Raw genomic sequence first — 25460 nt, 5'->3', positions numbered from 1 at the left:
GGCCCAGTCATGAACCCATCACCCTTCGTCCAACCGTACCCGACAAGACGGACCGTCCTGCGCGCGGCAGCCGCGGCGAGCGTCACGCTTCCGCTGCTCAGTGCCTGTGTGACCAGCGGGAAGGACGCCGACGCCAAGGCCGAGACCGGCGCGAAGAGCGCCACCAACCCGCTCGGCGTGAAGGAGGACGCGCCCCTGGAGGTCGTCATCTTCAAGGGCGGCTACGGCGACGACTACGCCAAGAAGGCCGAGGGTCTCTACACCCAGAAGTTCCCGAAGGCGACGATCGACCACAAGGGCATCCAGAAGGTCGGCGAGGCGCTGCAGCCGCGGTTCGTCGCCAACACCCCGCCGGACGTGGTGGACAACACCGGCGCCGGGCGGCTGGACCTCGCCACCCTGGTCGGCGCGAAGCAGCTGGCGGACCTCAAGGACCTGCTGGAGGCGCCGTCGTTCGACGACCCGGCGGTCAAGGTCAAGGACACGCTGCTGCCCGGCGTCATCGAGGACGGCACCTTCGACGGCAGCACGCTGGTGCTCAACTTCACCTACACCGCGTGGGGTCTCTGGTACAGCAAGCCGCTGTTCGCCAGCAAGGGCTGGACGTACCCGAAGACCTGGGACGAGATGATCGCCCTCTGCGCCACGATCAAGGCCGCGGGCATCGCTCCCTGGACGTACCAGGGCAAGTACCCGGAGTACATGAACGACCCGCTGCTGAGCATGGCGGCGAAGACCGGCGGCACGGACCTGCTCAAGGCCGTGGACAACCTGCAGCCGGGCGCGTGGAAGTCCGACGCGTTCAAGGGCGCCGCCGAGGCGTTCGCGGAGCTCGCCGCGAAGGGCTACATCATGGCCGGCTCGGAGGCGCTGTCGCACACCGAGTCGCAGGCCGCCTGGTGCCAGGGCAAGGCCGCGTTCATCCCCTGCGGCTCCTGGCTGGAGGCCGAGCAGAAGGACGTCGCGCCCAAGGGCTTCGACATGGTGATGGGCGCCGTGCCGGCCCGCACCGGCTCCGACAAGTTCGGCGCCGGGGCGATCCAGGCCGCGAGCAGCGAGGCGTTCATCGTGCCGTCCAAGGCGAAGAACGTCGCCGGCGGCCTGGAGTACCTGCGGATCCTGTTCTCGAAGCAGTCGGCGAAGAGCTTCGCCGAGACCGCCGGCACGCTGCCCTCGGTCGTCGGCGCCACCGACGGGCTCACCCTGTCCAGCGGCCTCGAGTCCACCAGCGCCGCGGTCAAGGCGGCCGGCAAGGAAGCCTTCACCTTCCGCTTCCGCACCTGGTACGCGCCGCTCGCCAAGGCCGTCGACGACGCGACCGGCGAGCTGATCAACAAGCGGGCGACGCCGGCCGAGTGGGCCGACCGCATCCAGAAGGCCGCCGACGCGATCGCCAAGGACAGCTCCGTCAAGAAGTACACCCGCTGATGAAACACGGTCGGCTCCGGTTCCTCATCGGTGCGCTGGCGCCAGCGCTGGTGCTGCACGTCGTCTTCGTGCTGTCGCCGTACGGGCAGGCGTTCTACCTCTCGCTCACCGACTGGACCGGCGTGGCCGGCGAGGCGCACTTCGTCGGGGCGGGCAACTACGCCCGCCTCGGCGGCGACTCCCTGTTCCTGGACGCCGTGCGCAACAACGCGGTGATGCTCGTCTGCGTGCCGGTGGTGACCATCGCGCTGGGCCTGTTCCTGGCCAGCATGCTGCACCTCGGCGGGCGCAGCGGCCGGTCGTCCATCCGCGGGGCCGGCGCCTACCAGATCGTGTACTTCTTCCCGCAGCTGCTGTCGCTGGTCGTCATCGCGGTGCTGTGGCAGTTCGTCTACAACCCGACCAACGGCCTGCTCAACGGGGCGCTGCGGGGGCTGGGCCTGTCCGGTCTCGCCCGCAGCTGGCTCGGCGATCCGAAGCTGGCGCTGCCGGCCGTGATGGCGGTGCTGGTCTGGTCGTCGGTGGGCTTCTACATGGTGCTGTTCAGCGCGGCCATCGACAGCATCCCGAAGGAGCTCTTCGAGGCCGCGCTGCTCGACGGCGCGAGCGGCTGGGCGACGTTCCGGAAGGTGACGCTGCCGCTGGTCCGCGACACCGTGCAGGTCGCGTTCGTCTACCTGGGCATCGCGGCGCTGGACGGCTTCGCGGTCGTGCAGGTGATGACGGTCGGGCCCGGCGGCCCGGACGGCGCGACCGAGGTCATCGGGCTCTCGCTGTACCGCACCGCCTTCACCTACGGCAAGTTCGGCTACGCCTCGGCCATGGGCGTCGCGCTGTTCTTCGCCACGCTCACCCTCGCCGTCCTCGCGCTGCGCGCCGGGCGCAAAGAACGGCTGGAGCTGTCATGAGTGGTCCGGAGCGGAGCGGAGGCGACGTCGTGAGGCGTTTCCCGGTGCACCTGGCGATGCTGCTGTGGGGGGTCGTCACCGCGCTGCCGCTGCTGTGGGCGATCGTCAGCTCCTTCAAGAAGGACAACGACATCCTCAACGACCCCTGGTCGCTGCCCACGGATCCGCAGTGGGGCAACTGGGCCCGGGCCTGGAGCCAGGCGAACATCGGCCGGTACTTCTTCAACAGCCTGATCGTGGTGGGCGGGGGCCTGCTGCTGACGATGCTGCTCGGCTCGCTGGTCGCCTACGCCCTGGCACGGTACGAGTTCCGCGGCAACCGCTTCATCTACTACGTGTTCGTCGCGGCCATGTTCTTCCCGGTGTTCCTGGCCCTCGTGCCGCTGTTCTTCGTCGTGCAGCAGCTCGGCCTGCTCGGCACCTACCAGGGGCTGATCCTGGTCTACGCCGCCTACGCGGTGCCCTTCACGGTGTTCTTCCTGCACGCGTTCTTCAAGACGCTCCCCACGGAGGTGGCGGAGGCGGCGTTCCTGGACGGCTGCTCGCACGGCACGGTGTTCTTCCGCGTCATGCTGCCCATGGCCCGTCCCGGTCTCGTCGCCGTCGGCATCTTCAACTTCCTCGGGCTCTGGAACCAGTACCTGCTCCCGCTGGTCCTCAACCCCGACCCAGATCGGTATGTCCTGGCGCAGGGTTTGGCCGCCCTGTCGGTCAGTCAGGGGTATCGCAGCGACTGGAGCGGTCTGTTCGCCGGTCTCACCATCGCAATGCTGCCGGTGCTCATCGCCTACGTCGCGTTCCAACGGCACATCCGAGCCGGTATGACCGCCGGCGCGGTCAAGTAAGGTCCGTCAAACTCCTTTCCCCTCAAGGAGGACTGTGCCCATGTCCATCGGTAAACGTCGATCTTTGGCGGCTGCGGCAGGCGCCGCGCTGCTCGTCGGGGTCGGCGCCGTCGCCGTGACCGCGGCCACCGTCGGCACCGCCAGCGCCGCGGCCAACAACTGCGGCTACCTGTTCGACGACTTCAACTACAGCTCGTCCTCCGACGCACTGCTGAGCCAGCACGGGTGGGTGCCGCGCACCTACGCCGGCGGTCCCGGCGTGCCCGGGGCCACCTGGTCGGCCAACAGCATCACCTTCCCCACCAACGGCGGGCAGAAGGTGCTGCAGCTGCAGGCGTCCACCGACGGCACCGGCGGCGGCACCAACCAGGCCGAGCTGTACTCGGCGCAGAAGCGCTACCTGGAAGGCACCTACGCCAGCCGGGTCCGCTTCACCGACACGCCCGTCAGCGGCAACGACGGCGACCACATCAACGAGACGTTCTTCACCATCAGCCCGCTCAACGGTGACCTCGACCCCACCTACAGCGAGCTGGACATCTCGGAGTACCTGCCGAACGGCGGCTGGGGCGAGCAGGGTCCGATCAACTACCAGACGACCTGGTACACCTACCGCAACGAACCCTGGTTCGCCGACAACGTCCACTCGGAGCAGCGGCGCAGCTTCGACGGGTGGCACGACCTGGTGGTCACCGTCGCGAACGGGCACGTCATCTACTACATCGACGGCGTCCAGATGGGCGACCACTCCGGCAAGTTCTACCCCCGCCAGACGATGACCATCAACTGGAACCTCTGGTTCATCGACACGGCGGCGCACACCGGCGGGCTGTCGACCTACATCCAGCAGGTCGACTGGGTCCTGTTCGCCAAGAACCAGGTGCTCACCCCCTCGCAGGTGACCACCCAGGCGGGCGCGTACCGCTCGGCGGGCAACACGTTCACCGACACCGTCGACTCGGCGGGCCCCTGCGTGACGCCGAGCGGTTCGGCGTCGCCGCAGCCGTCGACGTCGCCGTCGAAGTCGCCGTCGGCCTCGCCGACCCCGTCCACCCCGCCGGCCACCAGTTGCGCGGCCGCCCCGGAGTGGTCGATCGGCGCGACGTACACGACGGGTCAGACGGTCAAGCACGAGAAGAGCAAGTACGGCGACCCCAACGGCCCGGCGTCGGGCCAGGGCAAGCACCTGTGGCGCGCCAAGTGGTGGACCCAGGGTTCGGAGCCGGGTTGGACCGCCAACTGGGAGGACCTCGGCCACTGCTAGTGCGTTAGGTATGCGACAGGGCCGGCACCGAACCACGGTGCCGGCCCCTTCGTGCTGTCCGGCATGGCCCGTTTCCTGTTCGCGTCCATGCCCAGCGCCGGACACACGAACCCGCTCAAGCCCATCGCCCGCGCGCTCGTCGACGCGGGTCACGCCGTGGACTGGTACGCCGGGCTGCGCCTTCGCGACGGGGTGGCGGGCACCGGCGCCGCCTTCGTCCCGATGCACCCCGAGCTCGACCGGCACGGCGACGCGTTCAGCGACGACCACCCCGGCCGCGCGGGCCGCACCGGGCTCGCGGGGATCCGGTGGGATCTCAAGCACCTCTTCCTCGACCCCGTCCCGCGGCAGGTCGCCGAGCTGCACGCGCTGTACGCCGCGCAGCACTACGACGCCCTGATCGCCGACATGGGACTCGTCGGCGCCGCCGCCTTCCACGAGCTCACCGGCGCCCCCTGGATCTCGGTGGGGATCAGCCCGCTGCCGGTCCCGAGCCGCGACACCGCCCCGTTCGGCACCGCGCTGCCACCGTCGGCGTCGTTCGCCGGCCGGCTGCGCAACCGGGCCCTGTACGCCCTGATGGACCACGTGCTGCTCCGCGACGTCCAGCGGCACTGGCAGGGGATCCGCGCCCGCGTGGAGCTGCCGCCGACGTCGGCCTCGCCGCTGTCGGGCATCTCCCCCGTCCTGCACCTGCAGAACGGGGTGGCGCAGTTCGAGTACCCGCGTTCCGACCTGCCGCCGCAGGTGCGTTTCGTCGGCTCGCTCGACGCCGGGCCGGCCGCGGACTTCGTCCCGCCACCCTGGTGGGCCGACGTCACCTCCGGCGAGCGGCCGGTCGTGCACGTCACGCAGGGCACCGTCGCCAACACCGACCTGTCCGACCTGGTCGCCCGTACGATCCGGGTCCTCGCCCCCGCGGACGTCCTCGTCGTCGCGACCACCGGCGGCGCCGACCCCTCGGTCCTCGGCACCCTGCCGGCCAACGCGCGGGCCGCGTCGTTCGTCCCGCACGGGGCGCTGCTGCCGCACACGACGGCGATGGTCACCAACGGCGGCTACGGCGGCGTGCAGACCGCGCTCGCCCACGGCGTGCCCCTCGTGGTCGCGGGTGCCACCGAGGACAAGCCGGAGGTCGCGGCCCGGGTCGCGTTCGCGGGTGCCGGCGTACGGCTGCGCGCCGCGGCCCCGGACGACGAGGACCTGCGCGCCGCCGTCCGGCGGGTGCTGACCGAGCCGTCGTTCGCGCTCGGCGCGGGGCGGCTGCGGGACGCCTACGCCCGCCTCGACACCCGCGCCGAGCTGCTCCGCCTGGTCGAGGCCGTGGTCTCGGCCGGCCGGGTCGGCTAGAGGGCGGCGGCGCGGTCCAGCAGCAGGGCGCGCTCGCGCTCGTTGCGGGTCATCGCCGCGGCCCGCTCGAACTCGGCCCGGGCCTCGTCGCGGCGGCCGAGCTTCGCCAGGAGGTCCCCGCGGACGGTGGGCAGCAGGTGGTACGCCCGCAGCGCCGGCTCCCGCAGCAGCGGGTCCAGCACGGCCAGCCCGGCCGCGGGGCCGTCGGCCATGCCCACCGCGACCGCCCGGTTGAGCTCGACGATCGGCGACGGCGGGTGCTCGGCGTACAGGGCGGCGATGCGGTGCCAGTCGGTGTCCCCGGCGGTCGCGGCGCGGGCGTGGCAGGCGGCGATGGCGGCCTGCAGCGTGTACGTGCCGCCGCCGAGCTCCTCGGCCCGGTCCAGGGAGGCGAGGCCGCGGCGGATGAGGAGCCGGTCCCAGCGTGACCGGTCCTGCTCCAGCAGGACGATCGGCTCGCCGGACGGTCCGGTGCGGGCGGCGGAGCGGGACGCCTGGATCTCCATGAGCGCGACGAGGCCGTGCACCTCCGGCTCGGCGGGCATGAGCCCGGCGAGGACCCGGCCGGCGCGCATCGCCTCCTCGCAGAGCGCGGGCCGCATCCAGTCGTCGCCGGCGGTGGCCGAGTAGCCCTCGTTGAAGATGAGGTAGATGACCTCCAGCACCGAGCCGAGGCGCTCGGTGCGGGCCGCGCCGGTGGGCAGCTCGAACGGCACCTTCGCGTCGGCCAGGGCCTTCTTCGCGCGGCTGATCCGCTGCCCGACGGTGGCGCTGGGCACGAGGAACGCGCGGGCGATCTCGTCGGTGGACAGCCCGCCCAGCATCCGCAGGGTCAGCGCCACCCGGGCCTCGGGGGCGAGCACCGGATGGCAGGCGGTGAAGACGAGCCGCAGCAGGTCGTCCTCGATGGTGTCCTCGAGCACCGCGTCGAACTCGCCGTCGACGGTGTCGGGCAGCAGCAGGTCCGGCATGCGCGCCTCGAAGCGCTCCCGGCGCCTGATCTGGTCGATCGCGCGGCGCTTCGCGGTCGTCATCAGCCAGGCGCCGGGGTTGCGCGGCACGCCCTCGGCCGGCCACTGCTCCAGCGCGGCCAGGAGGGCGTCCTGGGCCAGCTCCTCGGCGAGGCCGACGTCACCGACCAGGCGTGCGACCCCGGCGATGACCCTGGCCGCCTCGATCCGCCAGACGGCCTCGATCGCCTGATGCGTGTCAGCTCGCGTCACGAAGCCAAGGTAGCGCCCGGCGCGGGCCGGGCGCGTACCGGCGGCTCAGCCGTGGTCGGGGACCCGCCGGACCTCGATCTCGACCTCGATGTCCTCGAACAGGGCGCCGAAGCGCCGGCCCCACTCGACGGCCTCGGCGTGGTCGCGGACCTGGAGGATCGCGAAGCCGGCGACGACCTCCTTCGCCTCGGCGAACGGGCCGTCGACGACGGTCTGCGTGCCGTTCTTGACGCGGATGACCGCCGCGCCGGCCGAGCTCGGCGCCAGCCCCTCGGCGGCGAGCAGGACGCCGGCGTTGTTGACCTCGGTCATGAACCCGCCCATGCGGCCCAGGAACTCCGGGGTCGGCGACCAGGCGGCGGGGTCGGCGTCGTTGACCTTGTGCATCAGCATGTAGCGCATCGCGGAACTCTCCTCATTCATCGGACGGCAGTCTCTACCAACGCGTCGAACGGTGCCCGCCGTCTTCGACAAGGTCGCGGAAGATTTTCAGCTCGGCCGCGGCGTCGCCGATCTCGCGCCGCAGGACCGGGTCGAGGTCCTCCCGCGCGAGCAGGTCCTCGGCGAGCCGCAGGGAGCCCGGGGCGTAGCGCGGGAAGGCCTGCCGGACCAGCGTCATCGCGAACAGCTGGTAGCGCCCGGCGACCATGCCGGGCGCGTCGGCGAAGAAGCGGCCGGCGTACGGGTCGGTCAGCTGCTCCTGCCCGGGCTGCCAGAAGCCGGTGGCCGCGGCCAGGGCGAGCCGGGGCCGCTCGTCGCGCACGATCCGCTCCCACGCCTCGGCCTTCGCGGCCGGGTCGGGGACCGCGGCCCGGCACCTGGCGGCGTGCTCTGCGCCCCGGCTGCTGGGGTCGCGCCGCTCCTCGGCGGCGATGTCGCGCTCGCCGGCGGCGCCGAGCGCGACCAGCCGGCCGAGCACCTCCCATCGCAGGTCCTGGGTGACGACGAGGCCGGCGAGCCCGTCCGCCGGCAGCAGCGGATGCGGGACGGGCGCCGCCAGTCCGGTCAGCACCGACACGGGGTCGTCGGCGAGCCAGTCCTGGAGCAGGGCGACCTGCCCCGGCCCGGCGACGGTGGTCATGGCGGTGGCGAGCGCGAACTGCCGCCCGCTGCCGGGTGCCGCCGCCCGCAGCGCGGCGGCGCAGACCACCGCCAGGGGGCCGAAGGGGATGAGCCCGCGCCGCGCCAGGCCGTCCCGGGCGAAGCCGAGGACCTCGATCAGCACGGCGGTCTCCGGCTCGCCGGTGAGGGCTGCTTCCAGCAGCGCCAGGAACGCCACGGGCGGCAGCTCGCCGTCGTGGGTCGCGTCCATCGCCGCCGTCCACAGCAGCGCCCGGGCGAGGGGGTCCGCGATGGCGGGCAGCACCGCCGGCAGCGCGGCGAGGCTCGCGGGGTCGAGGCGCAGCTTCGCGTAGGTGTCGTCGCCGTCGTTCGGCAGCAGCACCGACCCTTCTGGCGGCCCGGCGGACCCGCCGCCGTGCGCCGGATCGCCGATCGTGGTGGACCCGCCGTCCAGGGTGACGGGGGCCCGGTGGACGAGGGCGCCGCGCCGGTCGTACACACCGATGTGGAAGCGGTGCGCCCGCAGCGGCGCACCCGTCTGGTGCACGACGGGCCCGGGCCCGGCGCGCAGGGTGTTGACGCCGGTGCCGCGCAGCCAGCGGGAGGCCCAGCCGGTCAGGTCCACGCCGGCCGACGACCCGAGGACGGCGAGGAAGTCGGCGAGGGTGGCGTTGCCGAAGCGGAACCGCTCGAAGTACGCGCGCAGCCCGGCGAGGAACACGTCGTCGCCGAGCAGCACCGACAGCTGGCGCAGCACGGCCGCGCCCTTGGCGTAGGAGATGCCGTCGAAGTTGAGGAACGCGGCGGTGGTGTCGGCGACACCCGACGGGGCGACCGGGTGGGTGGAGGGCCGCTGGTCGGCGAGCATGCCCCAGCGCTTGCGCCACAGCACGAAGTCGGCCGCGGCGGCCGGGTAGCGGCCCGTCTCGGCGGCGACGCGCCAGCCCATCAGCTCCGCGAACGCCTCGTTGAGCCAGATGTCGTCCCACCACCGCAGGGTCACGAGGTCGCCGAACCACATGTGCGCCATCTCGTGCGCCATGACCACGAACCGGCGCAGCCGCTCGTAGTCGGTGGCCCCCGCGCCGGAACTGGTCCGGAACAGGAACTCCTCGCGGTAGGTCACCAGGCCGGGGTTCTCCACCGCGCCGCCCGCCAGGTCCGGGACGAAGGCCTGGTCGTACTTGCCGAAGGGGTACCGCACGCCGAAGAGCTCGTGGTAGCGGTCGAAGCTCGCGGCCGTCGCGGCGAACAGCTCGGCCGCGTCGGCGTCCAGGTGGGGCGCGAGCGACCGCCGGCAGAGCAGGCCCAGCGCGATGCCGTCGTGTTCGGCCCCGCGCTCGTGCCACGGCCCGGCGAGCACGGTGAAGAGGTACGGCGCGAGCGGCGGCGTCGGCGCGAACTCCCACCGCCCGTCGCGGGCCCGGGCCAGCGGCGCGTTGCCCCTGACGATCCACTGTGGAGGGGCGGTGACGGTGAGGGTGATCGGCGCCTTCAGGTCGGGCTGGTCGAAGCAGGCGAAGATCCGCTGCGCCTCGTCGAGGGGCGCCTGGCCGGAGAGGTACACCTCGCCGTCCTCCGGGTCGACGTGCCGGTGCAGCCCTTCCCCGGAGTGTGAGTAGTCCGCGGTGAACGTCACCTCGAGCCGGTTGGCGGCGAGCAGCCCGGGCAGCGGCAGCCGGTTGCCCTCCAGGGTCGCCGGGTCGAGCGGCCGTCCATTGAGGACGATCCGGTCCGGCCGGGCGTCCTTCAGCTCGACGAAGGTCCCGGCACCGGGCGCCGTGCAGGCGAAGTCCACGACGGTGCTGGAGACGAAGGTGGCGGGGGCGGTGACGTCGAGGGCGACCTCGTATCCCCCGACTCGGATGAGGGCGGCTCGGGCCTGCGCCTCGACGTGGGTCAGGGCGCGGATCGGGCGGGTCATGCGCTCGACGCTACCGTCCCGGCGGCGGCGCAACGGCGCCACCCGCTGGGTCAGCGGGCCGGCTCGCCGACGGGGACCAGGGCGGTCGCGGGAACGGCGGGTGCCACCCGGCCCGCGAGCAGCGCCCCCGCGACGGCCGGCAGCAGGGCGATCAGGAAGGCCGCCAGGTAGGCGACCGGCCCGGCGGTGACCAGGACCGCGAACACCGACCCGCCGACGGCGAGCACCACCGTGGTCAGCAGCGAGTCGGCGACCGACAGCGCCGAGCTGTTGACGCCCTGCTCGTCGGGCGCGGAGAGCTGCAGGACCAGCGCCGACACCGTCGGGGAGGCCAGGCCCATGCCGAAGCCGGCGACGCACCAGCCGGCGACGACCACCGCGACGGGCACCGCCGGGGCGACGAGCGCGACCGCCGACAGCACGCCGAGGGCGATGGCGGTCAGGCCGGTCCGCAGCCGGGCCGCCGGGGTGAAGCGCTGCCCCTGCCGGGCCTGGATCCAGGAGCCGGCGGACCACAGCAGCGCCCCGGCGGTGAGGGTGAGCCCGGCGAGCGACGGGGTGAGGCCGCGCTCGCGGGTGAGCAGCAGTGGGATGAAGACGTCCGCCTGCATGAACGCGGCGCCGGCGAGCCCCCGCACGAGGATGACGCTCGGCAGGCCGCGCCGGGCGGTGAACGTGCCCGCCGGCAGCAGCCGCGGGCCGCACACGGCGACCACCGCCAGGCCCGCGGCGACCAGCGGCAGGCCGCCGAGCCCGCTGCGCTGGCCGCCCCAGTGCAGCAGCACCACACCCGCCGCGACGCCGAGCGCCCACGGCATGCGGGCGTTGGGCGGGGTCCCGGCCGAGCCGCCGATCGGGCGCACGTACGGGCTGATGACGGCGGCGACCGGCAGGGTCGCGATCGCGATGAGCAGGAAGACCCAGCGCCAGCCGAGGTGCTCGACGATGAGCCCGGCGACGGCCGGGCCGACGACGGCGGGCAGCACCCACGCCGCGGACAGCGCCGAGAACACGCGCGGATGCGCCGAGGCGGGGTACGCGCGGCCGACGACGACGTAGAGCGCGACGGTGATGAGCCCGCCGCCGAAACCCTGCAGGAGGCGGCCGGCGACGAGGGTCCAGATGTCCTGGGCGAGTCCGGCGCCGAGCAGGCCGAGGCAGAACAGCACGACGCCGGTGAGGATCGGCCCGGCCGGGCCGCGGCGGTCGCACCAGGTGCCGGCGGCGACGGTCGCCACGATCCCGGTGGCGAAGGGCCCGCCGAACGCGAAGCCGTAGAACGCGAGGCCGTCGAGGGCCTGCGCGACGGTCGGCATGGCGGCCGTCACGGCCACCGCCTCGAAGGCGACGAACGTGACCAGCGTGACCATGCCGACCGTGAGCGCGTTGCGTTTCTGCACCTCGCTACGGTGCTACTTCAACAGCACTTCAAGTCAACCCAGCGGCGCCTCCACCACCCACGTGGTGTCCGCCACGTAGTTGGCCGGGTTGTCCGACGGCCGGGCACCGCCGTTGGAGGCGATCCAGAGCTCGCTGTTGTAGTGCCGCAGATACATGTCCGGGAAGTTGAACGACTGGAACCGGGTCCCCGCCTTGGCGCAGAAGGTCGCGTCGGCGGCGAAGACCGCGGAGCCGTCGCCGGCCGCGAGCTTGATCCGGTAGTCGTTGTGACGCAGGTACTGCCCGGGGAAGTTGCGCGACTCGAAGGAGTAGCACGTGTTGTCGGCCAGGCCGGGCACCACGTTGAACGTGGCGTCCTGCCGGTCCAGCACCGGCGAGGAGGCGCTGACCTGGCTCAGGATCCCCAGCCCGGACCGGTGCCGCGCGTACCGGTCGGTGAAGCCGGGCGTGGTCGCCCGCAGCGAGTGCGGGCCGGCCGGGACGGTGACGTCGCTGCGGAACCAGGGGCTGCCGATCCGCCAGGTGGTGTCGGCGGCCCAGTTCGTCGCGCTGTCGTAGGCGGACGGCCCGCCGTTCGAGGCGATCCAGACCTCGGAGTTGTAGTGCCGCAGGAAGCGCGCCGGGAAGTTGTACGACCGCAGCGAGATCCCTTCCCCGGCGTTGCCGTCGGCGGCGCAGAACGTGGCGTCGGCGGCGAAGAGCGGGGAGCCGTCGCCCGGCGCCAGGCGGACCCGGTACGCCTGGTGCCGCAGGTACTGGCCCGGGAAGTTCCGCGACTCCAGCGAGTAGCAGGCCGCGCTCGCCAGGCCGGGCCGCAGCACGAAGGACGCGTCGAGCTTGTCCGTGACCGGGCTTGCCGTGCCGACGACCGAGGTGACCGCGAGGTTGTTCTGGTGGCGCAGGGAGCGGTCGGTGTAGCCGGGCGTGGTGGCCCGCAGCGAGACGCCCTGCCCGACGGGGAGCAGCGGGGTGGCGCCGCCGGTCGTCGACAGCCGGATGACGGTGACGGAGTTCGCCGGGAAGGTGTGCGTGAAGCTCGCCCCGGCGGCGCGGGACGTCACGGTCGGCGCGATCGCCGACGGGTTGGTGATGGAGTTGCGGGCGGCGGGGTCGCCGGTGAGGGTCGTGACGGTCGCGGTGCCGCCGACGCTCGCGGCTCCCGTGATGCCGACGGCGGTGTCCACGGCGGCGCCGGAGCGGTTGACGACGGTGACGTACAGGGTGCCGTCGGTGCTCCGCGTCGCGACGTGGGAGATGCCCGTGCCGCCGCTGAGCGCGGTGGGCACGACGTGGTCGCCGATGTTGGTGCCGAACATCTTCTGCACGTGGTAGGACGGCGAGCCGTAGGAGCTGACGGCGTTGAAGCCGATCAGGTTCGACGACCACTGCCAGTTGTCCACGGAGGTGAGCGCCGGGGCGTAGGCGGCGCCCATGACCAGGTCCGCGTTGCGCACCAGGCCGGTCATGAAGGCGGCCTCGGCCAGGGCGCCGGACAGGGTGCCGGTCGGGTTGGTCGAGCTGCCGTTGGTCACGCCGTACTCGCCGACGAGGACCTTCGGGCCGTTGCGGTCGGCGCCGTCGTAGCGGGTGGCGAGGGCGGCGAACGCGTCGGGGTCGTTGTTGTAGTAGTGGTCGTCGATGACGTCCATCGGCCGGCTGGTGACCGCCCGGGTCGCGATGATCTGCAGCTGCGGGTAGCGGGCCTTGATGGCGTCGTACAGCATCGGGTAGCGGTAGGCGTTGTAGCTGTCGGTCCGGTCGAACCAGTCCTCGTTGCCGATCTCGACGTAGCGCAGCGGGAACGGCGCCGGGTGCCCGTCGGCGGCGCGCCGGGCGCCCCACGTGGTGCCGGTGCCGCCGGTGATGTACTCGATCTCGTCCAGCGCCTCCTGGACGTACTGCTGCATCTCGCTCTGCGGGGTGACGCTGCCGTTGAGCGTGTACCCGGCGAAGACCCCGAGCATCGGCTCCGCGCCGGCCTGCTCGGCCATCTGCAGGTAGTTGAGCAGGCCGAACTGGTCGGTGGACCAGTAGCCCCAGGCGTCGTTCTGGTGCCCGGCGCGCTGCTCGACCGGGCCGATGGTGTTCTTCCAGGCGAAGCGGTTGGCGATGACGGCGCCCTCGAGGTAGTTGCCGCCCGGCACCCGGAAGAAGCCCGGCCTGGTGTCGGCCATCAGCTGCTCCAGGTCGCGGCGCAGGTTGCCGGTCTGCTGGAACGTGGGGCCGATCGCCTGCACGACGTTGAGCCAGACGGACTGCCCGGCGCCGACGCCGTTGGCGGCGATGACGAAGCGGTTGGCGGTCGACACCGGCGCGCCCGGACCGGTGGTGAGCGTGGTGGTGAACCGCTGCCAGCCGGTGCCGAGGCCGGACACGGTCGACGTAGCGTGAACGGCGCCGCCGGTGCTCTCGACGGTCACCGTGAGCGGGCCGGTGAAGCCGGCGGTGGCCCGCGCCCAGAACTCGACCTTGTAGGTGGTCGACGGGCGCACGCCGATGCCGTAGAAGCCGGCGTTCGCCGCGCCGACCCGCTGCCCGGGGGCGTTGCCGGTGACGCTGAGCCGCAGCGCGCGCTGGTTGGCGGCGTTGAGCGGGCCGGCGGTGTCGGCGGCGATGGAGCCGCTGCCGCCCCCGGCGGTGACCAGCGACCAGGAGGAGGGCGGGTTGGCGTTGCCCTCCTTCATGGTGCTGTTGCGGACCACGTTGGCGAGCAGGCCGCCCTCCATCGAGTGGTTGATGTCCTCGATGATGTGGCCGAACTGGTAGGGCCCGACGGCGGTGGTGGTGTGCCCGGCGTCGACGGTGAGCGTCGCGGTGGCGGCGAAGGCGGGGGTGACGACCGCCACTACAGCCGTCAATGTTAGCGCTAACAGCGCTGGCAGACGGAACTTGACCATGTTTGGAACTCCTAGATTGCTGGCGGGCAATGCGGTCAGCATTCGTGGCGCCACCCCAGCCAGTCAAGACCCTGGATGTTACCGCTCACGTCCCGGGACACATTTCATCACCCGTTGACATGACCTCGGCGACGGGGTCAACATGTGTTGGCCAACAGTTGTTGGCAAACCTCGAGGAGGATGCCATGAAGACCGTCGTCGTTGGCGCCGGGCCGACCGGACTGCTGCTCGCCGGGGACCTCGCCGCCGCGGGTGTCGAGGTGACCGTCCTGGAGCGGCGCGCCGGCGAGTCGAACCTGACCAGGGCGTTCGGCGTGCACGCCCGGACGTTGGAGATGCTGGACGCCCGCGGCCTCGCCGACGAGCTCCTCACCACCGGGACCGTCGTGTCGAAGCTGCGGCTGTTCAACCGCGTCAGGGTGGACCTCGGGGTGCTGCGGACCCGCTTCCCCTACCTGCTCATCACCCCGCAGTACCACGTGGAGCGGCTGCTGGAGCGGCGCGCGCTCGACCGGGGCGCACGCATCGTGCGCGGCGTGACGGTCACCGGCCTGCGCGACGGCGCCGCCCTGGCGGGCGAGGAGGCCTACGAGGCCGACGTCGTCGTGGGCACCGACGGCGCGCACAGCGCGGTGCGCGAGGCGATCGGCATGCCGTTCCCCGGCAGGGCGGTGCTGCGCTCGATCATGCTCGCCGACGTGCGGCTCACCGACGCGCCCGAGGACGTCCTCGCGGTCAACGCCGTGGGCGACGCGTTCGCCTTCGTCGCGCCGTTCGGCGACGGCTGGTTCCGGATCTTCGCCTGGGACCGGCTCGCCCAGCAGCCCGACACCGCGCCGCTCACGCTCGACGAGGTCCGCGCCGTGACCCTGCGGGCGCTCGGCACCGACTTCGGCATGCGCGACGCGCGGTTCCTGTCGCGCTTCCACAGCGACGAGCGGCAGGTGCCGGCGTACCGCAAGGGCAACGTCTTCCTCGCCGGCGACGCCGCGCACGTGCACTCCCCGGCCGGCGGGCAGGGCATGAACACCGGCCTGCAGGACGCCGCCAACCTGAGCTGGAAGCTCGCCGCCGTCGCACAGGGCTGGGCCCCGGCCGGCCTGCTCGACTCGTACGACCGCGAGCGCCACCCGGTCGGCCAGCTGGTGCTGCGCAGCAGCGGCGGCCTGATCCGCCTCGCGATGCTGCACTCGCGGGCCGCGCGGACCGGGCGCAACCTGCTCGGCGGGGCGCTGCTGCGGGTGCCGGCCGTCATGCGCAGGGCCGCCGGCACGGTGTCCGGCATCGGCATCGACTACCCGGACGCGCCCCGGCAGCCGGACGTGCTCCTCGCCCAGGGTTCGCGGATGTACGAGCTGCTGCGGGCGGGCCGGCACGTGCTGACCGGACCGTCGGTCCCGGACGGGTACACGGATCGTCTCGTGCACGCGGTGGCTGACCGTTTTGTCCTCGTCCGGCCCGACGGTTACACCGCCTGGACGGGCACAGAGGGGGATCTTCCGGTCGCGCTGCGACGCCACCTGGGCCCGCCACGGTGATCCACGACACCACAGGTCCGCATAGCTCTTGACATGGGAGCGGTGATCCATGTGTCATGCCCGTCACAGAGCGGCTCTCGTTGGGTTGCCGCCGACGCCCGCCCGTCATCACGGTGCGGGCGGCGGCGCACACGGGGACGACGGACGCGCCTGCGAGACGTGCCGGGCCCCGCGCCGCCACGGGGGGCCCGGCACCTCGCCGGTCCTGCCGCCTGTCCTGCCGACACGCCTTAGTTGTGGCCCAGCCTCGGCCGGTCGCCTTCGCGTTCGACGACCACGAACTGGCCCATCATCCCCTCGTCCTCGTGCCGCAGGACGTGGCAGTGGAACATGTACGCGGTCGTCGGGTCGGCGTAGTCGGCGAACCTGGCGATGACCGAGTACTTCCTGCGCGGCTCCAGGAACAGGGTGTCCTTCCAGCCGCCGAGCTCCGGCGGGGGCGCGCCGCCGTCGACCGTCACCACCTGGAACTGCACGTCGTGGATGTGGAAGCTGTGCGGGGTGTCGTGACCGTTGGCGACGTTCCAGACCTCGACGGTGTTCTTGACGACGACGGCGTCGACGCGGTCCATGTCCATCCCGTCGTCGTTGATCCCCCGCCCCTGGAAGGTGAACGTCCGCTGCCTGGCGGCCAGCTTCGGGTCGAGTCTCGGGACGTCGGCGAGCGTGCCGGGCAGCGTCGCGGCCTTCAGGTCGGCGGCCGCCCGCAGCTGCAGCACGTCGAAGGTGTCCCGGCCGCCGTGGAACCGGCCGACGCCGGACGGCAGGCTGCGCAGCTCGACCGTCTCCCCCGGGCGCATCTCGACGACGACCTCGGCCCGCTCCCCCACCGACAGGCGCACGTGACCGGTCCGGTACGGCGCGGCGAGAAGCCCTCCGTCCGAGCCGATCATCGTCAGGGGACGGCCGTCGGACATCGCGAAGTCGTACACCCGCGCCGTCGAGGCGTTGAGCAACCGGAGCCGGACCAGGGTGCTGCGCACGTCCAGGAACGGGCCCGGGGTGCCGTTGACGAGGATCTCGTCGCCGAGGATGCCGACGTCGCTGGCGAACCGGTCGCTCATGCTCAGCTGACCGCCGTCGAACTGCTTGTCCTGCACCACGACCGGGACGTCGTCGACGCCGTACTCGTGCGGCAGCCCCGCCGGCTCCTGGCCGTCGTCGACGAGGAACAGGCCGGCGAGGCCGCGGTAGACCTGCCGCTCGGTGAGGTCGCTCGGGTGCGGGTGGTACCACAGCGTCGCCGCCGGCTGGTCGACCGTCCACGCCGCCTGGTAGTCGCCGCCGGGCTGGATCGGGTGGTGCGGGCCGCCGTCGACCTTCGCCGGCAGGTGCATGCCGTGCCAGTGCACGGTCGTGCGCTCGTTGAGCCGGTTGTGGATGTTGACGGCGACCCGCTCGCCGCGCTTCGCCCGCAGGGTCGGGCCGAGGTAGGCGCCGTTGTAGCCCCACGTGCGGGTGGTGCCGTGGCCGAGGTCGCTGTCGCCGGGCTGCGCGGTGAGGTCGAAGACCCGGGTCCCGCCGGCGTCGACGGCCGACTCCGCGAGGGGCGGGACCTTGAGCGGCCGGTCGAAGGCCACCTTGCCGACGGTGTCCACGGCCGATCGGGTCAGGACCCAGGTCACCGCCGCCACACCGCCCCCGCAGAGCACGAGCAGCAGGCCGAGCCCGCCGAGAAGCCACTTGCGCACCGTCGTCCCCTTCACCGTCATGCGTAGCTTTGCTACATGTAGCTTGGCTGCTGACGGCGGTCGCCACATCGGGGAAAACCTCAGGGACAACCCCCAATCGCGCGATCGACCCCTCGGCGATACTGAGCGGGTGGTTATCGACGCCTACGTGACCTCCCTCGGCGCCGCGCTGCGCGGTCCCCGGGCCGCGAAACGCGACCTGCTGACCGAGGTGCGCGACAGCCTGCACGACGCCGCCGCGCACTACGAGGAGACCGGCCACGACGCCGCCGACGCGGCGCGGATGGCCGTCGACGAGTTCGGCACGGTGCGCGAGCTCGCCGACGACTACCAGCGGGAGCTGGCGCTGCTGCAGGGCCGCCGGACCGCGCTCTTCGTCGCCGGTGCCATCGCCGCGCAGCAGGTGATGTCGGAGATCGCCTGGCGGTCCGCGGCGACCGGCTGGACCTGGCAGCCCAGCCGGGGCTATGCATTTCTGGCCCAGACCGTCGACTACGCCGGCTACAGCGTCGTCGTCCTCGGCGTGCTCGCCGCGGTCGCCTGCGGGGTCGGCAGCCGCTACGTCAGCGTGGGCAGCGGCTTCGTCCGCGCGACGGGGATCGCGGCGATCGGCGTGTGCGCGTTCTTCATGCTCGGCGGGGCGGCCCTGTCGCTGCTCAGCCCCGCCTGGCACACCACGACGACCGGCGACTTCTCCGCACTGGACCTCGCCTCGGCCGCCGTCACCACCGCCACACCGGTGTGGATGGTCTACTCCGGCCTGCGCTGCCTGCGCGCCTCCGCGACGACCGCCTGACGAGCAGGGCGCGCCCGGCGACGCCCTGCTCCCACGGGCGGCGCCGCACGGTCCGCTCAGACCTGGGCGGGCACCCGGTCCAGGAAGCCCAGGACCTGCTCGACGCGGCCGTCGGCGGCCAGCGTGACCACGTCGAAGCCGGCGACCGGCGCCTCCTGACCCGGCAGGCCCATCTCCCAGCCGAAGCGCGCCTGGTCGTGGTGGCCGTCGACCGCCCCGAGCGGGGTGATCACGAAGCCGGGGAAGCTCGCCTGCACGCCGCCGATCATCGCGTCGACCTCCGCCTGGCCGCGCACGGCGGCCATCGGGTCGACGAACCGCACGTCCTCGGTGAACAGCGCGTCGATCGCCGCCCGCCGGGCGGCCGGGTCCGTCTCGTTCCACACCTCGATGTACCGCCGCACGACGCTCTCGTATTCGCTCATGCCGCTCAGCCTGCCGCCGCGGGCGCCGCGGGTCGATTCCCTGCGAGGTAATGGCAGCGCTTCCCGCCCGCTTCTACGATTCGCGCATGACGCAACCGGTCGGGGTACTTTTGCGCGAGTGGCGGGAGCGGCGCCGGCTCAGCCAGCTGGAGCTGTCGATCCAGGCGGAGATCTCGACCCGGCACCTGAGCTTCGTGGAGACGGGCCGCTCCAAGCCGACCAGCGCGATGATCCTGCGCCTCACCGAGCAGCTGGACGTGCCGCTGCGGGAGCGCAACGCGCTGCTGCTCGCCGGCGGTTTCGCGCCCGCGTATCCGGAAGGCGGCCTGGACGCGCCGCAGCTGCGGGCGGTGCGGGCGTCGCTGCGGCAGGTCCTCGCCGGGCACGAGCCCTTCCCCGCCGTGGTGGTGGACCGGCGGTGGGACATGCTCGACGCCAACGCGCCGGTCGCGCGGCTGACCGCGGGCGTGGCGCCGGCCCTGCTGGAGCCGCCGGTCAACGTGCTGCGCCTGTCCCTGCACCCGGAGGGGCTCGCGCCGCGCATCGTCAACCTCGGCGAGTGGCGGGCGCACCTGCTGGGGCGCCTCGACCGGCAGGCCCGCACCACCGGCGACCCCGCGCTGGCCGACCTGCTCGCGGAGCTTTCGGCGTATCCGGGCGGGTCCGCCCCGGCGCCCGCCGCGCACGACGTCGTGGTGCCGCTGCGGATCCGCCAGGACGGCGTCGAGCTGCGCTTCTTCAGCATCACGGCGGTGTTCGGCTCGCCGATGGACGTGACCGTCGCGGAGCTCGCCATCGAGTCGTTCTTCCCGGCCGACGCCGCGACCGCCGAGGCCGTGCGGGCCGCGTGACGGTGGCACGTTTCTGGGATTCAGGGAAGTGCGGCCGGCCGTAACGTCATATGCATCGCAAGGCCACACCGAAGAACTTCCCACACCAGAAGGAGCACCAAATGAGCGAGTACGACGGCGGGTACGACGGCGGCACCGACTACGGTCACGTCGAGACCGGCGAGAACCACGAGGCGCTGGACCAGCTGCACCAGGTCAACGCCAGCGAGTCGGACTACAACAACCAGTTCAACGTCTACGAGCAGGACCACGCCGCGGCCGAGTCCACCAGCTTCGACCAGGGCCACCACGTCGAGTACACCAACCCGAACGGCGCCCACTACGAGGAGTCGGACTTCACGTCCTACGACCACAGCGCGGCCGAGTCCGACCACGTCTTCGCGGCCGAGGGCAGCGAGTCGGCGCACAGCTCGGAGTACTCGGAGCTCGAGGCGCTGCAGGCCCGCCTGGACAGCGCGTTCGCCTCGGCGACCGAGCTGCACACCGACGGCGGCCCGGCCATCGCGGCCGGCTGAGACCCCAGCTCCTGACGGTGTGGTCGACAGCGCCGGCCCGCGGATCAGCCCCGCGGGCCGGCCACCCCACACAGCTCGCACAGCATCGACGCACTCGGTTGTTCGACTTCGTTCGGGTGTCCGGGACTGTCCGGACATTCCCGGCCGCCCGAACGAAGTCGGCCATCCGGGTGCGTTTCCTTGTGTAGGAAACGCGACCGGTCCTTGATCGCGTGGCCGATCGGCCACACAATGCCGCACATGGCGCGAATGGGCATCGGTGACCTGCTGGCGGTCTGGCTGGACCGGCGCCGCCGGCGCAGGCAGCAGCGGCGGCACCAGCAGCAACAACAGCAACAGCAGCAGGGCCGGCAGCGCCGGCGCGACAGCGGCGACGGCGGCGACTGCGACCCGTGCGACAGCTGCGACTGCAACCCGTTCATGCTCGGCTCGCTGCTGAGCCTGATGGCGGTCGCCGCACCACGGAAGGCGCCCCGCCGGGCCACGACCGGACCCGGCCGGGCCGGCGTGGCGGCGATCAAGGGCTACCAGCGCTACCTGTCGCCGCACCTGCCGACCCAGTGCCGGCAGATCCCCACCTGCAGCAACTACGGCCTGCAGGCGGTGCAGCGGTACGGGCTCGTCGAGGGGTCCCGGCTGACCGCGGCCCGCATCCGCCGGTGCAACCCGTCGACGCCGCGCGGCACCAAGGACCCCGTGCCGTAAGCGGGTTGCCCGAGGGCGGGCCGGCGGCGACGATGGCCGGTATGCGAGTCGAGGAGGCGTTCTCCGAAGCCCTGGGCGCCGAGGAGTGGCGCCGCCACGACCTCGTCACGCACCTGCACCTCCACGGCGGGCGGGAGGCGCTCGGCATCGCGGGACGGCTCGGCCGCGACCCGCGACCGGCGCACCGCGAGCTGGCCGCCGACGTCCTCGGACAGCTCGGCGCCCGGCCCGGCACGCCCGCCGCGGCCGGTGAGCCCGCAGGCCCGCCCGGCCGCGGCGCCGCCGACGGGCCGTTCCGCGACGAGGCGACGGCGCTGCTGCTCGCGATGATCGAGCACGAGGAGGATCCGGCGGTGCTGCGGTCCCTCGCGGTCACTCTCGGGCACATGGCCGGCGAGGACAGCGTCGCGCCGCTGGTCCGGCTGCGCGCCCACCCCGATCCCGACGTCCGCGGCGGGGTCGTCGCCGGGCTGCTGGGGCGCGAGTCCCGGGCAGCGCTCGACGCGCTCATCGAGCTGTCCGCGGACCCGGAGGTGGACGTGCGCGACTGGGCGACGTTCGGCCTGGCCCGGCAGAGCGACGCCGACTTCCCGGAGCTGCGCGACGCGCTCGCCGCCCGCCTCGGCGACGACGACCCCGACACCCTCGCCGAAGCGGTGCACGGGCTGGCGGTGCGCGGCGACGAGCGGGCGATGTCGCAGCTGCTGCGGCACCTGAGCGACCCGGACGAGCACGCGGACCAGCTCATCATCTTCGAGGCGTTGTGCGCGCTCGCCGCCGGGACCGGCGATCCGAGGCTGCTGCCGTTCCTGGAGGCGGAGCTCGGGCGGTACCCCGGCGAGGAACCGGAACCGGCGCTGCTGCGGGCGCTCGCTACATACGGCCGCTGACCCCCCGGTGGAAGGAGCGGACCAGGTCCTCGACCCGGGCCCGCAGGGCGAGGAACTCCGGCGTGCGCTTCACCGTCAGGTCACGGTCGGCGGGCAGGTCGACGGCGACGTCCGCGGCGACCCGGCCGGGGTCGCTGGCCAGGACCGCGACCCGGCCGCCGAGGAACACCGCCTCCTCCACGTCGTGGGTGACCATGAGCACCGTCGTGCCCGTGTCGCGCCACACCTCGCGCAGGAAGACCTGCATGTCCTCCTTCGTCTGCACGTCCAGCGCGCCGAACGGCTCGTCCAGCAGCAGGACCGCCGGCTCGCAGGCGAGCGCGCGGGCGATCGCGACCCGCTGCCGCTGCCCGCCGGACAGCTGCTTCGGCAGCGCCCGGCGGTAGGGCGCAAGGCCCGTCTCGGCGAGGTACCAGTCGACCCGCGCCTTCCGCTCGGCCCGGGACAGCTTGAGCAGCTCCAGGCCGAAGGCGATGTTGCGCTCCACCGTGCGCCACGGGTAGACGGCGCCGGACTGGCAGACCAGGCCGCGCTCCGGCCCCGGTCCGACGACCGGCACGCCGTCCAGCGTGACGGCACCGCCGGACGGCGCCACCAGGCCGGCGACGATCGACAGCAGCGTCGACTTGCCGGAGCCGCTGGCGCCGACCACGCACACGAACTCGCCGCGGTCCACCGTCATCGTGACGTCGTCGAGGGCGACCTTCGCGCCGAAGGTCCGGCCCACGCCGTCCAGCGCCAGCATCACGTCCACCTGCCGATCCGGTTGCGGGCCAGGCGGAGCAGCACGTCGGTGAGCACGCCCGCGACCGCGATGACGACGAGGATCGCGAAGATCTTGTCGGTCTGGGTGAAGCGCTGGGCGAGCAGGATGCGCTTGCCCAGGCCGGTGTCGCTGTTCACCAGCTCGGCGACGACGACCAGGTTCCACGCGGCGGCGAAGTTGACCCGCACCGCGTCGATCATCCCCGGCAGCGAGTGCGGCAGGATCACCTTCCACAGCACCTCCCGCCGCCTGGCGCCCAGCGTGGCCGCGACGTCCACGAAGTCGCGCGGCACCAGCCGTACGACGTCCGCCGTCATCAGCATGTTGAAGAACACCGTGCCGATGAAGATGAGCGCTATCTTCGGCGACTCGTCGATGCCGAGCCAGATGAGCAGCAGCGGGGTGAACGCGGCGGCCGGCAGGTAGCGCAGCAGCCCGCTCAGCGGCTCCAGCAGGGCGCTCGCCGCGGCGAAGCTGCCCATGGCCACGCCGAGCGGCACCGAGACGAGCACCGCGAGGCCGAAGCCGTAGACGACCCGCTGGACGGTGGCCCAGGTGTCGGTCCACAGCTGCCCGCTCGCCGCCATGTCGGCGCCCGCCTGCCAGACCTTCACCAGGCCGGGCAGGTAGCGGGCCGGCACCGCGCCGGTGACGCCGAGGGCGAGCCAGACCACGACCGGCAGCAGCACCGACACCGTGACCAGCACGAGTCTCGTCCGGCCGGACAGCGGCGCGCGGATCGCGAACACCGCCCTGGGCGGCCGGACGGGCTTGCGCCGGGGCAACGGCCCCCAGGACCGCACAGTCCTGGGGGCGGTCATCGTCACTGCACGGCCTTCACGAACTTCGGCTCGAAGAGCCCGTCGAGCGGTGGCTTCGTCTCCACGAGCTTGGTGCTCACCAGGAACTCGGCGATCCTGCCGGCCTGGAAGTCGAGGTGCGCGGCGTCCGTGCCGGGCGTGAACGCCTCGATGTTCTGCTCCTTGGTGAAGATGGTGGTGCCGGCGTCGTAGGTCTTGTAGTCCTCGTCGGAGACGCCGCCCTTCTTCGCCATGATGCTCACCGCCTCCGCCGGGTTGGCCTTGATCCAGGCGGTGGTGTCGAACCAGGTCTGCACGACCTTCTGCACCTCGCCGGGGTGGTCCGCGACGAACTGCGACTGGAACGACAGCGCGTCGGGGATCGCGCCCGGGAAGTCCTTCGACGTGGTGATCGCCGTGCTGCCGGCGCGGGCGAGGGCCGTGGTGGTGAACGGGGCGAAGACGCCGACCGCGTCGACCTGCCCGGCCACGAAGGCGGCCGCGGCGGCGTCGGTGAGCAGCGGCGTGAACGTGACGTCCTTCTCGGTGAGGCCCGCCTTCTCCAGCGCGAGCAGCAGCAGGTAGTGATCGACGGTGCCCTGTTCGGCGGCGACCTTCTTGCCTTTGAGGTCCGCCACGGAGCGGATACCCGGCGCGGCGATGATCTGGTCGTTGCCGGTCGAGTTGTCGTTGAGCAGCACGATGGTCTGCTTGGAGCCGCCGGACACCGACGACAGCGTGTCGTTGAGGGTCTGGCTGTTGCAGGTCAGGTTGCCGGTGGCGAGTGCGTTGAGGCTGTCGGTGTAGCTGTCGAAGTACTTCAGCTCGACCGTGACGCCGTTCTTCGCGAACAGGCCCTTCTCCTGGGCGACCTGCCACGGGAACCAGCCGGGCCAGGCGCTGAATCCCAGCGTGATGCTCTGCCCCGCGGATTCGGACGGGTCGTCGCCGCACGCCGCGAGGAGCGTGGCCCCCGCGACCGCGGTCAGGAACGAACGGCGCTTCATGAGGTCCTCCTGGGAAGGTGGCCGGCGCGCACCAGGCAGCCGAGGGTGTCGCAGATGACGCGGGTCGCGATGAGCGAGGTGATCTCGGCGTTGTCGTAGGGCGGCGAGCACTCCACGATCTCGATGCCGGCGAGTGGGCGCTCGGCGATCAGCTGGATGAACTTGAGCACCTCGCGGGGCAGGAACCCACCGGGCTCGGGCCAGCCGGTGCCGGGCACGAACGCGGCGTCGAGACAGTCGACGTCGAAGGACAGCCAGACGGCGTCGGCGCCGTCCCACGCGACCTCCAGGGCCCGCTCCGCGGCGGCCTCGATGCCCATCTCCACGCAGTCGGTGACGGTCATGATGGTGGTGCCCCGCTCCCGGCCGACCTTGACGCCCGGGCGGGGCGCCTGCCAGCCGCCGATGCCGATCTGCACCAGGTTCTTCGGCGGCACGTTCGGCAGGTCGGTGGCGTGGAACCACGGGGTGGTGTGCATCCGCTCGTCGAGGTCGGTCTCCTGGGTGTCGACGTGCCGGTCGAAGTGGATGATGCCGAGGTTGCCGGTCATGTGCTGGGCGACGCCGCGGACCGTGGGGTAGCCGATGGAGTGGTCGCCGCCGAGCACGACCGGGAACGCGCCCGAGGCGTAGACGTGGGCGACCGCCTTGGAGATCTGGTCGAACGTCTTCTCGATGTTCGCCGGGATCGTGAAGATGTCGCCGAGGTCCGCGATGGTGATGGACTCGCGCAGGTCGACGCCGAGCTCGAAGCTGTACGGCCCGTACAGCGCGGAGATCTTCCGGATGCCCTGCGGGCCGAAGCGGGTCCCGGACCGGTAGGTGGTGCCGCCGTCGAACGGGGCGCCGAGCACGGCGACGTCGTACTCGCCGCAGCGGCGGACGTCCTCGAGATAGGGCGCTTTCAGGAACGTGTTGATGCCGGCGAAGTGCGGCAGCTCGCCGCGGGAGAACGTCGGGATGCGCTTGTCGACGATGGAGTCCGCGCCCGGCAGGCCGTATTCGAGGCCGCGCGCGATCTCCTCCTCCCACTTGGTGGTGGGCAGCTCCGCCTCGCGTTCGACCGCGTAGCGCGCCTCGGGACCGTAGTTGTCGTGTGCCGCGTGGTGGTGCGGATGATGGTGGTGGTTGAAGCCCATGGACAGACCCCCTCGGGGTGCGTCCGGCGCACAGC

General features: G+C 72.4%; 22 protein-coding genes. 11 read left to right on the top strand and 11 right to left on the bottom strand.

Annotated elements, in window-relative coordinates:
- Window positions 1-9 precede the first annotated feature (9 nt).
- The 5 genes from ngcE (at window position 10) to ACZ6TV_RS48335 (ending at window position 5795) form a co-directional block, all read left to right on the top strand.
- A complete protein-coding gene (gene ngcE / locus ACZ6TV_RS48355) occupies window positions 10-1428 on the top strand; it encodes an N-acetylglucosamine/diacetylchitobiose ABC transporter substrate-binding protein (RefSeq protein WP_465307207.1) in 1419 nt (472 codons plus the stop codon).
- Window positions 1428-2336, top strand: coding sequence for a carbohydrate ABC transporter permease (locus ACZ6TV_RS48350; RefSeq protein WP_465307205.1), 909 nt, complete (start codon window positions 1428-1430; stop codon window positions 2334-2336). The genes ngcE and ACZ6TV_RS48350 overlap by 1 nt, the downstream gene beginning before the upstream one ends.
- Window positions 2333-3181, top strand: a complete 849-nt coding sequence (locus tag ACZ6TV_RS48345; RefSeq protein WP_465307203.1) for a carbohydrate ABC transporter permease — start codon at window positions 2333-2335, stop codon at window positions 3179-3181. The genes ACZ6TV_RS48350 and ACZ6TV_RS48345 overlap by 4 nt, the downstream gene beginning before the upstream one ends.
- Window positions 3182-3245: 64 nt before the next feature.
- Window positions 3246-4445 (top strand): glycosyl hydrolase, encoded by a 1200-nt coding sequence (locus ACZ6TV_RS48340; protein ID WP_465307201.1) that lies wholly within the window; start codon window positions 3246-3248, stop codon window positions 4443-4445.
- Window positions 4446-4508: 63 nt separating this feature from the next.
- Entirely contained in the window at window positions 4509-5795 is a 1287-nt protein-coding gene (locus tag ACZ6TV_RS48335; RefSeq protein WP_465307199.1) for a glycosyltransferase, read from the top strand.
- Here the strand turns inward: ACZ6TV_RS48335 and ACZ6TV_RS48330 are convergent.
- The 5 genes from ACZ6TV_RS48330 to ACZ6TV_RS48310 all read right to left on the bottom strand — a co-directional run bounded on the left by ACZ6TV_RS48330 (window position 5792) and on the right by ACZ6TV_RS48310 (window position 14302).
- Window positions 5792-7018, bottom strand: coding sequence for an RNA polymerase sigma factor (locus ACZ6TV_RS48330; RefSeq protein ID WP_465307197.1), 1227 nt, complete (start codon window positions 7016-7018; stop codon window positions 5792-5794). The two genes, ACZ6TV_RS48335 and ACZ6TV_RS48330, sit on opposite strands and share 4 nt — an antisense overlap.
- A 45-nt stretch (window positions 7019-7063) precedes the next feature.
- Window positions 7064-7441, bottom strand: coding sequence for a YciI family protein (locus tag ACZ6TV_RS48325; RefSeq protein ID WP_465307195.1), 378 nt, complete (start codon window positions 7439-7441; stop codon window positions 7064-7066).
- A gap of 13 nt (window positions 7442-7454) precedes the next feature.
- Window positions 7455-9992, bottom strand: a complete 2538-nt coding sequence (gene pepN, locus ACZ6TV_RS48320; protein WP_465307279.1) for an aminopeptidase N — start codon at window positions 9990-9992, stop codon at window positions 7455-7457.
- 62 nt (window positions 9993-10054) lie between these two features.
- Window positions 10055-11404, bottom strand: a complete 1350-nt coding sequence (locus ACZ6TV_RS48315; RefSeq protein ID WP_465307193.1) for an MFS transporter — start codon at window positions 11402-11404, stop codon at window positions 10055-10057.
- Between the two features lie 33 nt (window positions 11405-11437).
- Window positions 11438-14302, bottom strand: coding sequence for an AbfB domain-containing protein (locus ACZ6TV_RS48310; protein WP_465307191.1), 2865 nt, complete (start codon window positions 14300-14302; stop codon window positions 11438-11440).
- A gap of 185 nt (window positions 14303-14487) precedes the next feature.
- On the opposite strand from ACZ6TV_RS48310, the gene ACZ6TV_RS48305 reads away from it, so the two are divergent.
- Window positions 14488-15840: an FAD-dependent monooxygenase gene (locus ACZ6TV_RS48305; RefSeq protein ID WP_465307189.1), complete on the top strand. Its 1353-nt coding sequence runs from the start codon at window positions 14488-14490 to the stop codon at window positions 15838-15840.
- Between the two features lie 230 nt (window positions 15841-16070).
- Here the strand turns inward: ACZ6TV_RS48305 and ACZ6TV_RS48300 are convergent, their stop codons facing one another.
- Window positions 16071-17531, bottom strand: a complete 1461-nt coding sequence (locus ACZ6TV_RS48300) for a multicopper oxidase family protein (RefSeq protein ID WP_465307187.1) — start codon at window positions 17529-17531, stop codon at window positions 16071-16073.
- Between the two features lie 130 nt (window positions 17532-17661).
- Between ACZ6TV_RS48300 and ACZ6TV_RS48295 the strand changes: the two genes are divergently transcribed.
- A complete protein-coding gene (locus tag ACZ6TV_RS48295) occupies window positions 17662-18327 on the top strand; it encodes a permease prefix domain 1-containing protein (protein ID WP_465307185.1) in 666 nt (221 codons plus the stop codon).
- Between the two features lie 56 nt (window positions 18328-18383).
- Here the strand turns inward: ACZ6TV_RS48295 and ACZ6TV_RS48290 are convergent, their stop codons facing one another.
- Complete coding sequence (locus ACZ6TV_RS48290) at window positions 18384-18752, bottom strand: nuclear transport factor 2 family protein (protein WP_465307183.1); 369 nt, start codon at window positions 18750-18752, stop codon at window positions 18384-18386.
- 86 nt (window positions 18753-18838) lie between these two features.
- Between ACZ6TV_RS48290 and ACZ6TV_RS48285 the strand changes: the two genes are divergently transcribed.
- The 4 genes from ACZ6TV_RS48285 (at window position 18839) to ACZ6TV_RS48270 (ending at window position 21713) form a co-directional block, all read left to right on the top strand.
- The gene (locus tag ACZ6TV_RS48285) at window positions 18839-19603 is read left to right on the top strand and encodes a helix-turn-helix domain-containing protein (RefSeq protein ID WP_465307181.1); all 765 of its coding nucleotides are present in this window, start codon (window positions 18839-18841) and stop codon (window positions 19601-19603) included.
- A 101-nt stretch (window positions 19604-19704) separates the two neighbouring features.
- Window positions 19705-20118 carry a hypothetical protein gene (locus tag ACZ6TV_RS48280; RefSeq protein ID WP_465307179.1) on the top strand — a complete coding sequence of 138 codons (414 nt, stop codon included), beginning with the start codon at window positions 19705-19707 and terminating at the stop codon, window positions 20116-20118.
- A gap of 240 nt (window positions 20119-20358) precedes the next feature.
- The gene (gene yidD, locus ACZ6TV_RS48275; protein ID WP_465307177.1) at window positions 20359-20823 is read left to right on the top strand and encodes a membrane protein insertion efficiency factor YidD; all 465 of its coding nucleotides are present in this window, start codon (window positions 20359-20361) and stop codon (window positions 20821-20823) included.
- A 41-nt stretch (window positions 20824-20864) separates the two neighbouring features.
- Window positions 20865-21713, top strand: coding sequence for a HEAT repeat domain-containing protein (locus ACZ6TV_RS48270; RefSeq protein ID WP_465307175.1), 849 nt, complete (start codon window positions 20865-20867; stop codon window positions 21711-21713).
- Here the strand turns inward: ACZ6TV_RS48270 and ACZ6TV_RS48265 are convergent.
- The 4 genes from ACZ6TV_RS48265 to ACZ6TV_RS48250 are packed head-to-tail and all read right to left on the bottom strand — an operon-like array spanning window position 21697 to window position 25425.
- Window positions 21697-22458 (bottom strand): ABC transporter ATP-binding protein, encoded by a 762-nt coding sequence (locus ACZ6TV_RS48265; protein ID WP_465307173.1) that lies wholly within the window; start codon window positions 22456-22458, stop codon window positions 21697-21699. The two genes, ACZ6TV_RS48270 and ACZ6TV_RS48265, sit on opposite strands and share 17 nt — an antisense overlap.
- On the bottom strand, window positions 22458-23300 hold the full coding sequence (locus tag ACZ6TV_RS48260) for an ABC transporter permease (protein WP_465307171.1): 843 nt from the start codon (window positions 23298-23300) through the stop codon (window positions 22458-22460). Before ACZ6TV_RS48260 ends, ACZ6TV_RS48265 begins: the two co-directional genes overlap by 1 nt.
- A 2-nt stretch (window positions 23301-23302) precedes the next feature.
- Window positions 23303-24286, bottom strand: coding sequence for an ABC transporter substrate-binding protein (locus tag ACZ6TV_RS48255; protein WP_465307169.1), 984 nt, complete (start codon window positions 24284-24286; stop codon window positions 23303-23305).
- Window positions 24283-25425 (bottom strand): agmatinase family protein, encoded by a 1143-nt coding sequence (locus tag ACZ6TV_RS48250; protein WP_465307168.1) that lies wholly within the window; start codon window positions 25423-25425, stop codon window positions 24283-24285. The genes ACZ6TV_RS48255 and ACZ6TV_RS48250 overlap by 4 nt, the downstream gene beginning before the upstream one ends.
- Window positions 25426-25460 lie beyond the last annotated feature (35 nt).

It is taken from the genome of Dactylosporangium sp. NPDC051087, from assembly GCF_055586325.1.
The sequence above is the reverse complement of the archived record's forward strand: the minus strand, read 5'-3'. Positions and strand labels throughout refer to the sequence as shown.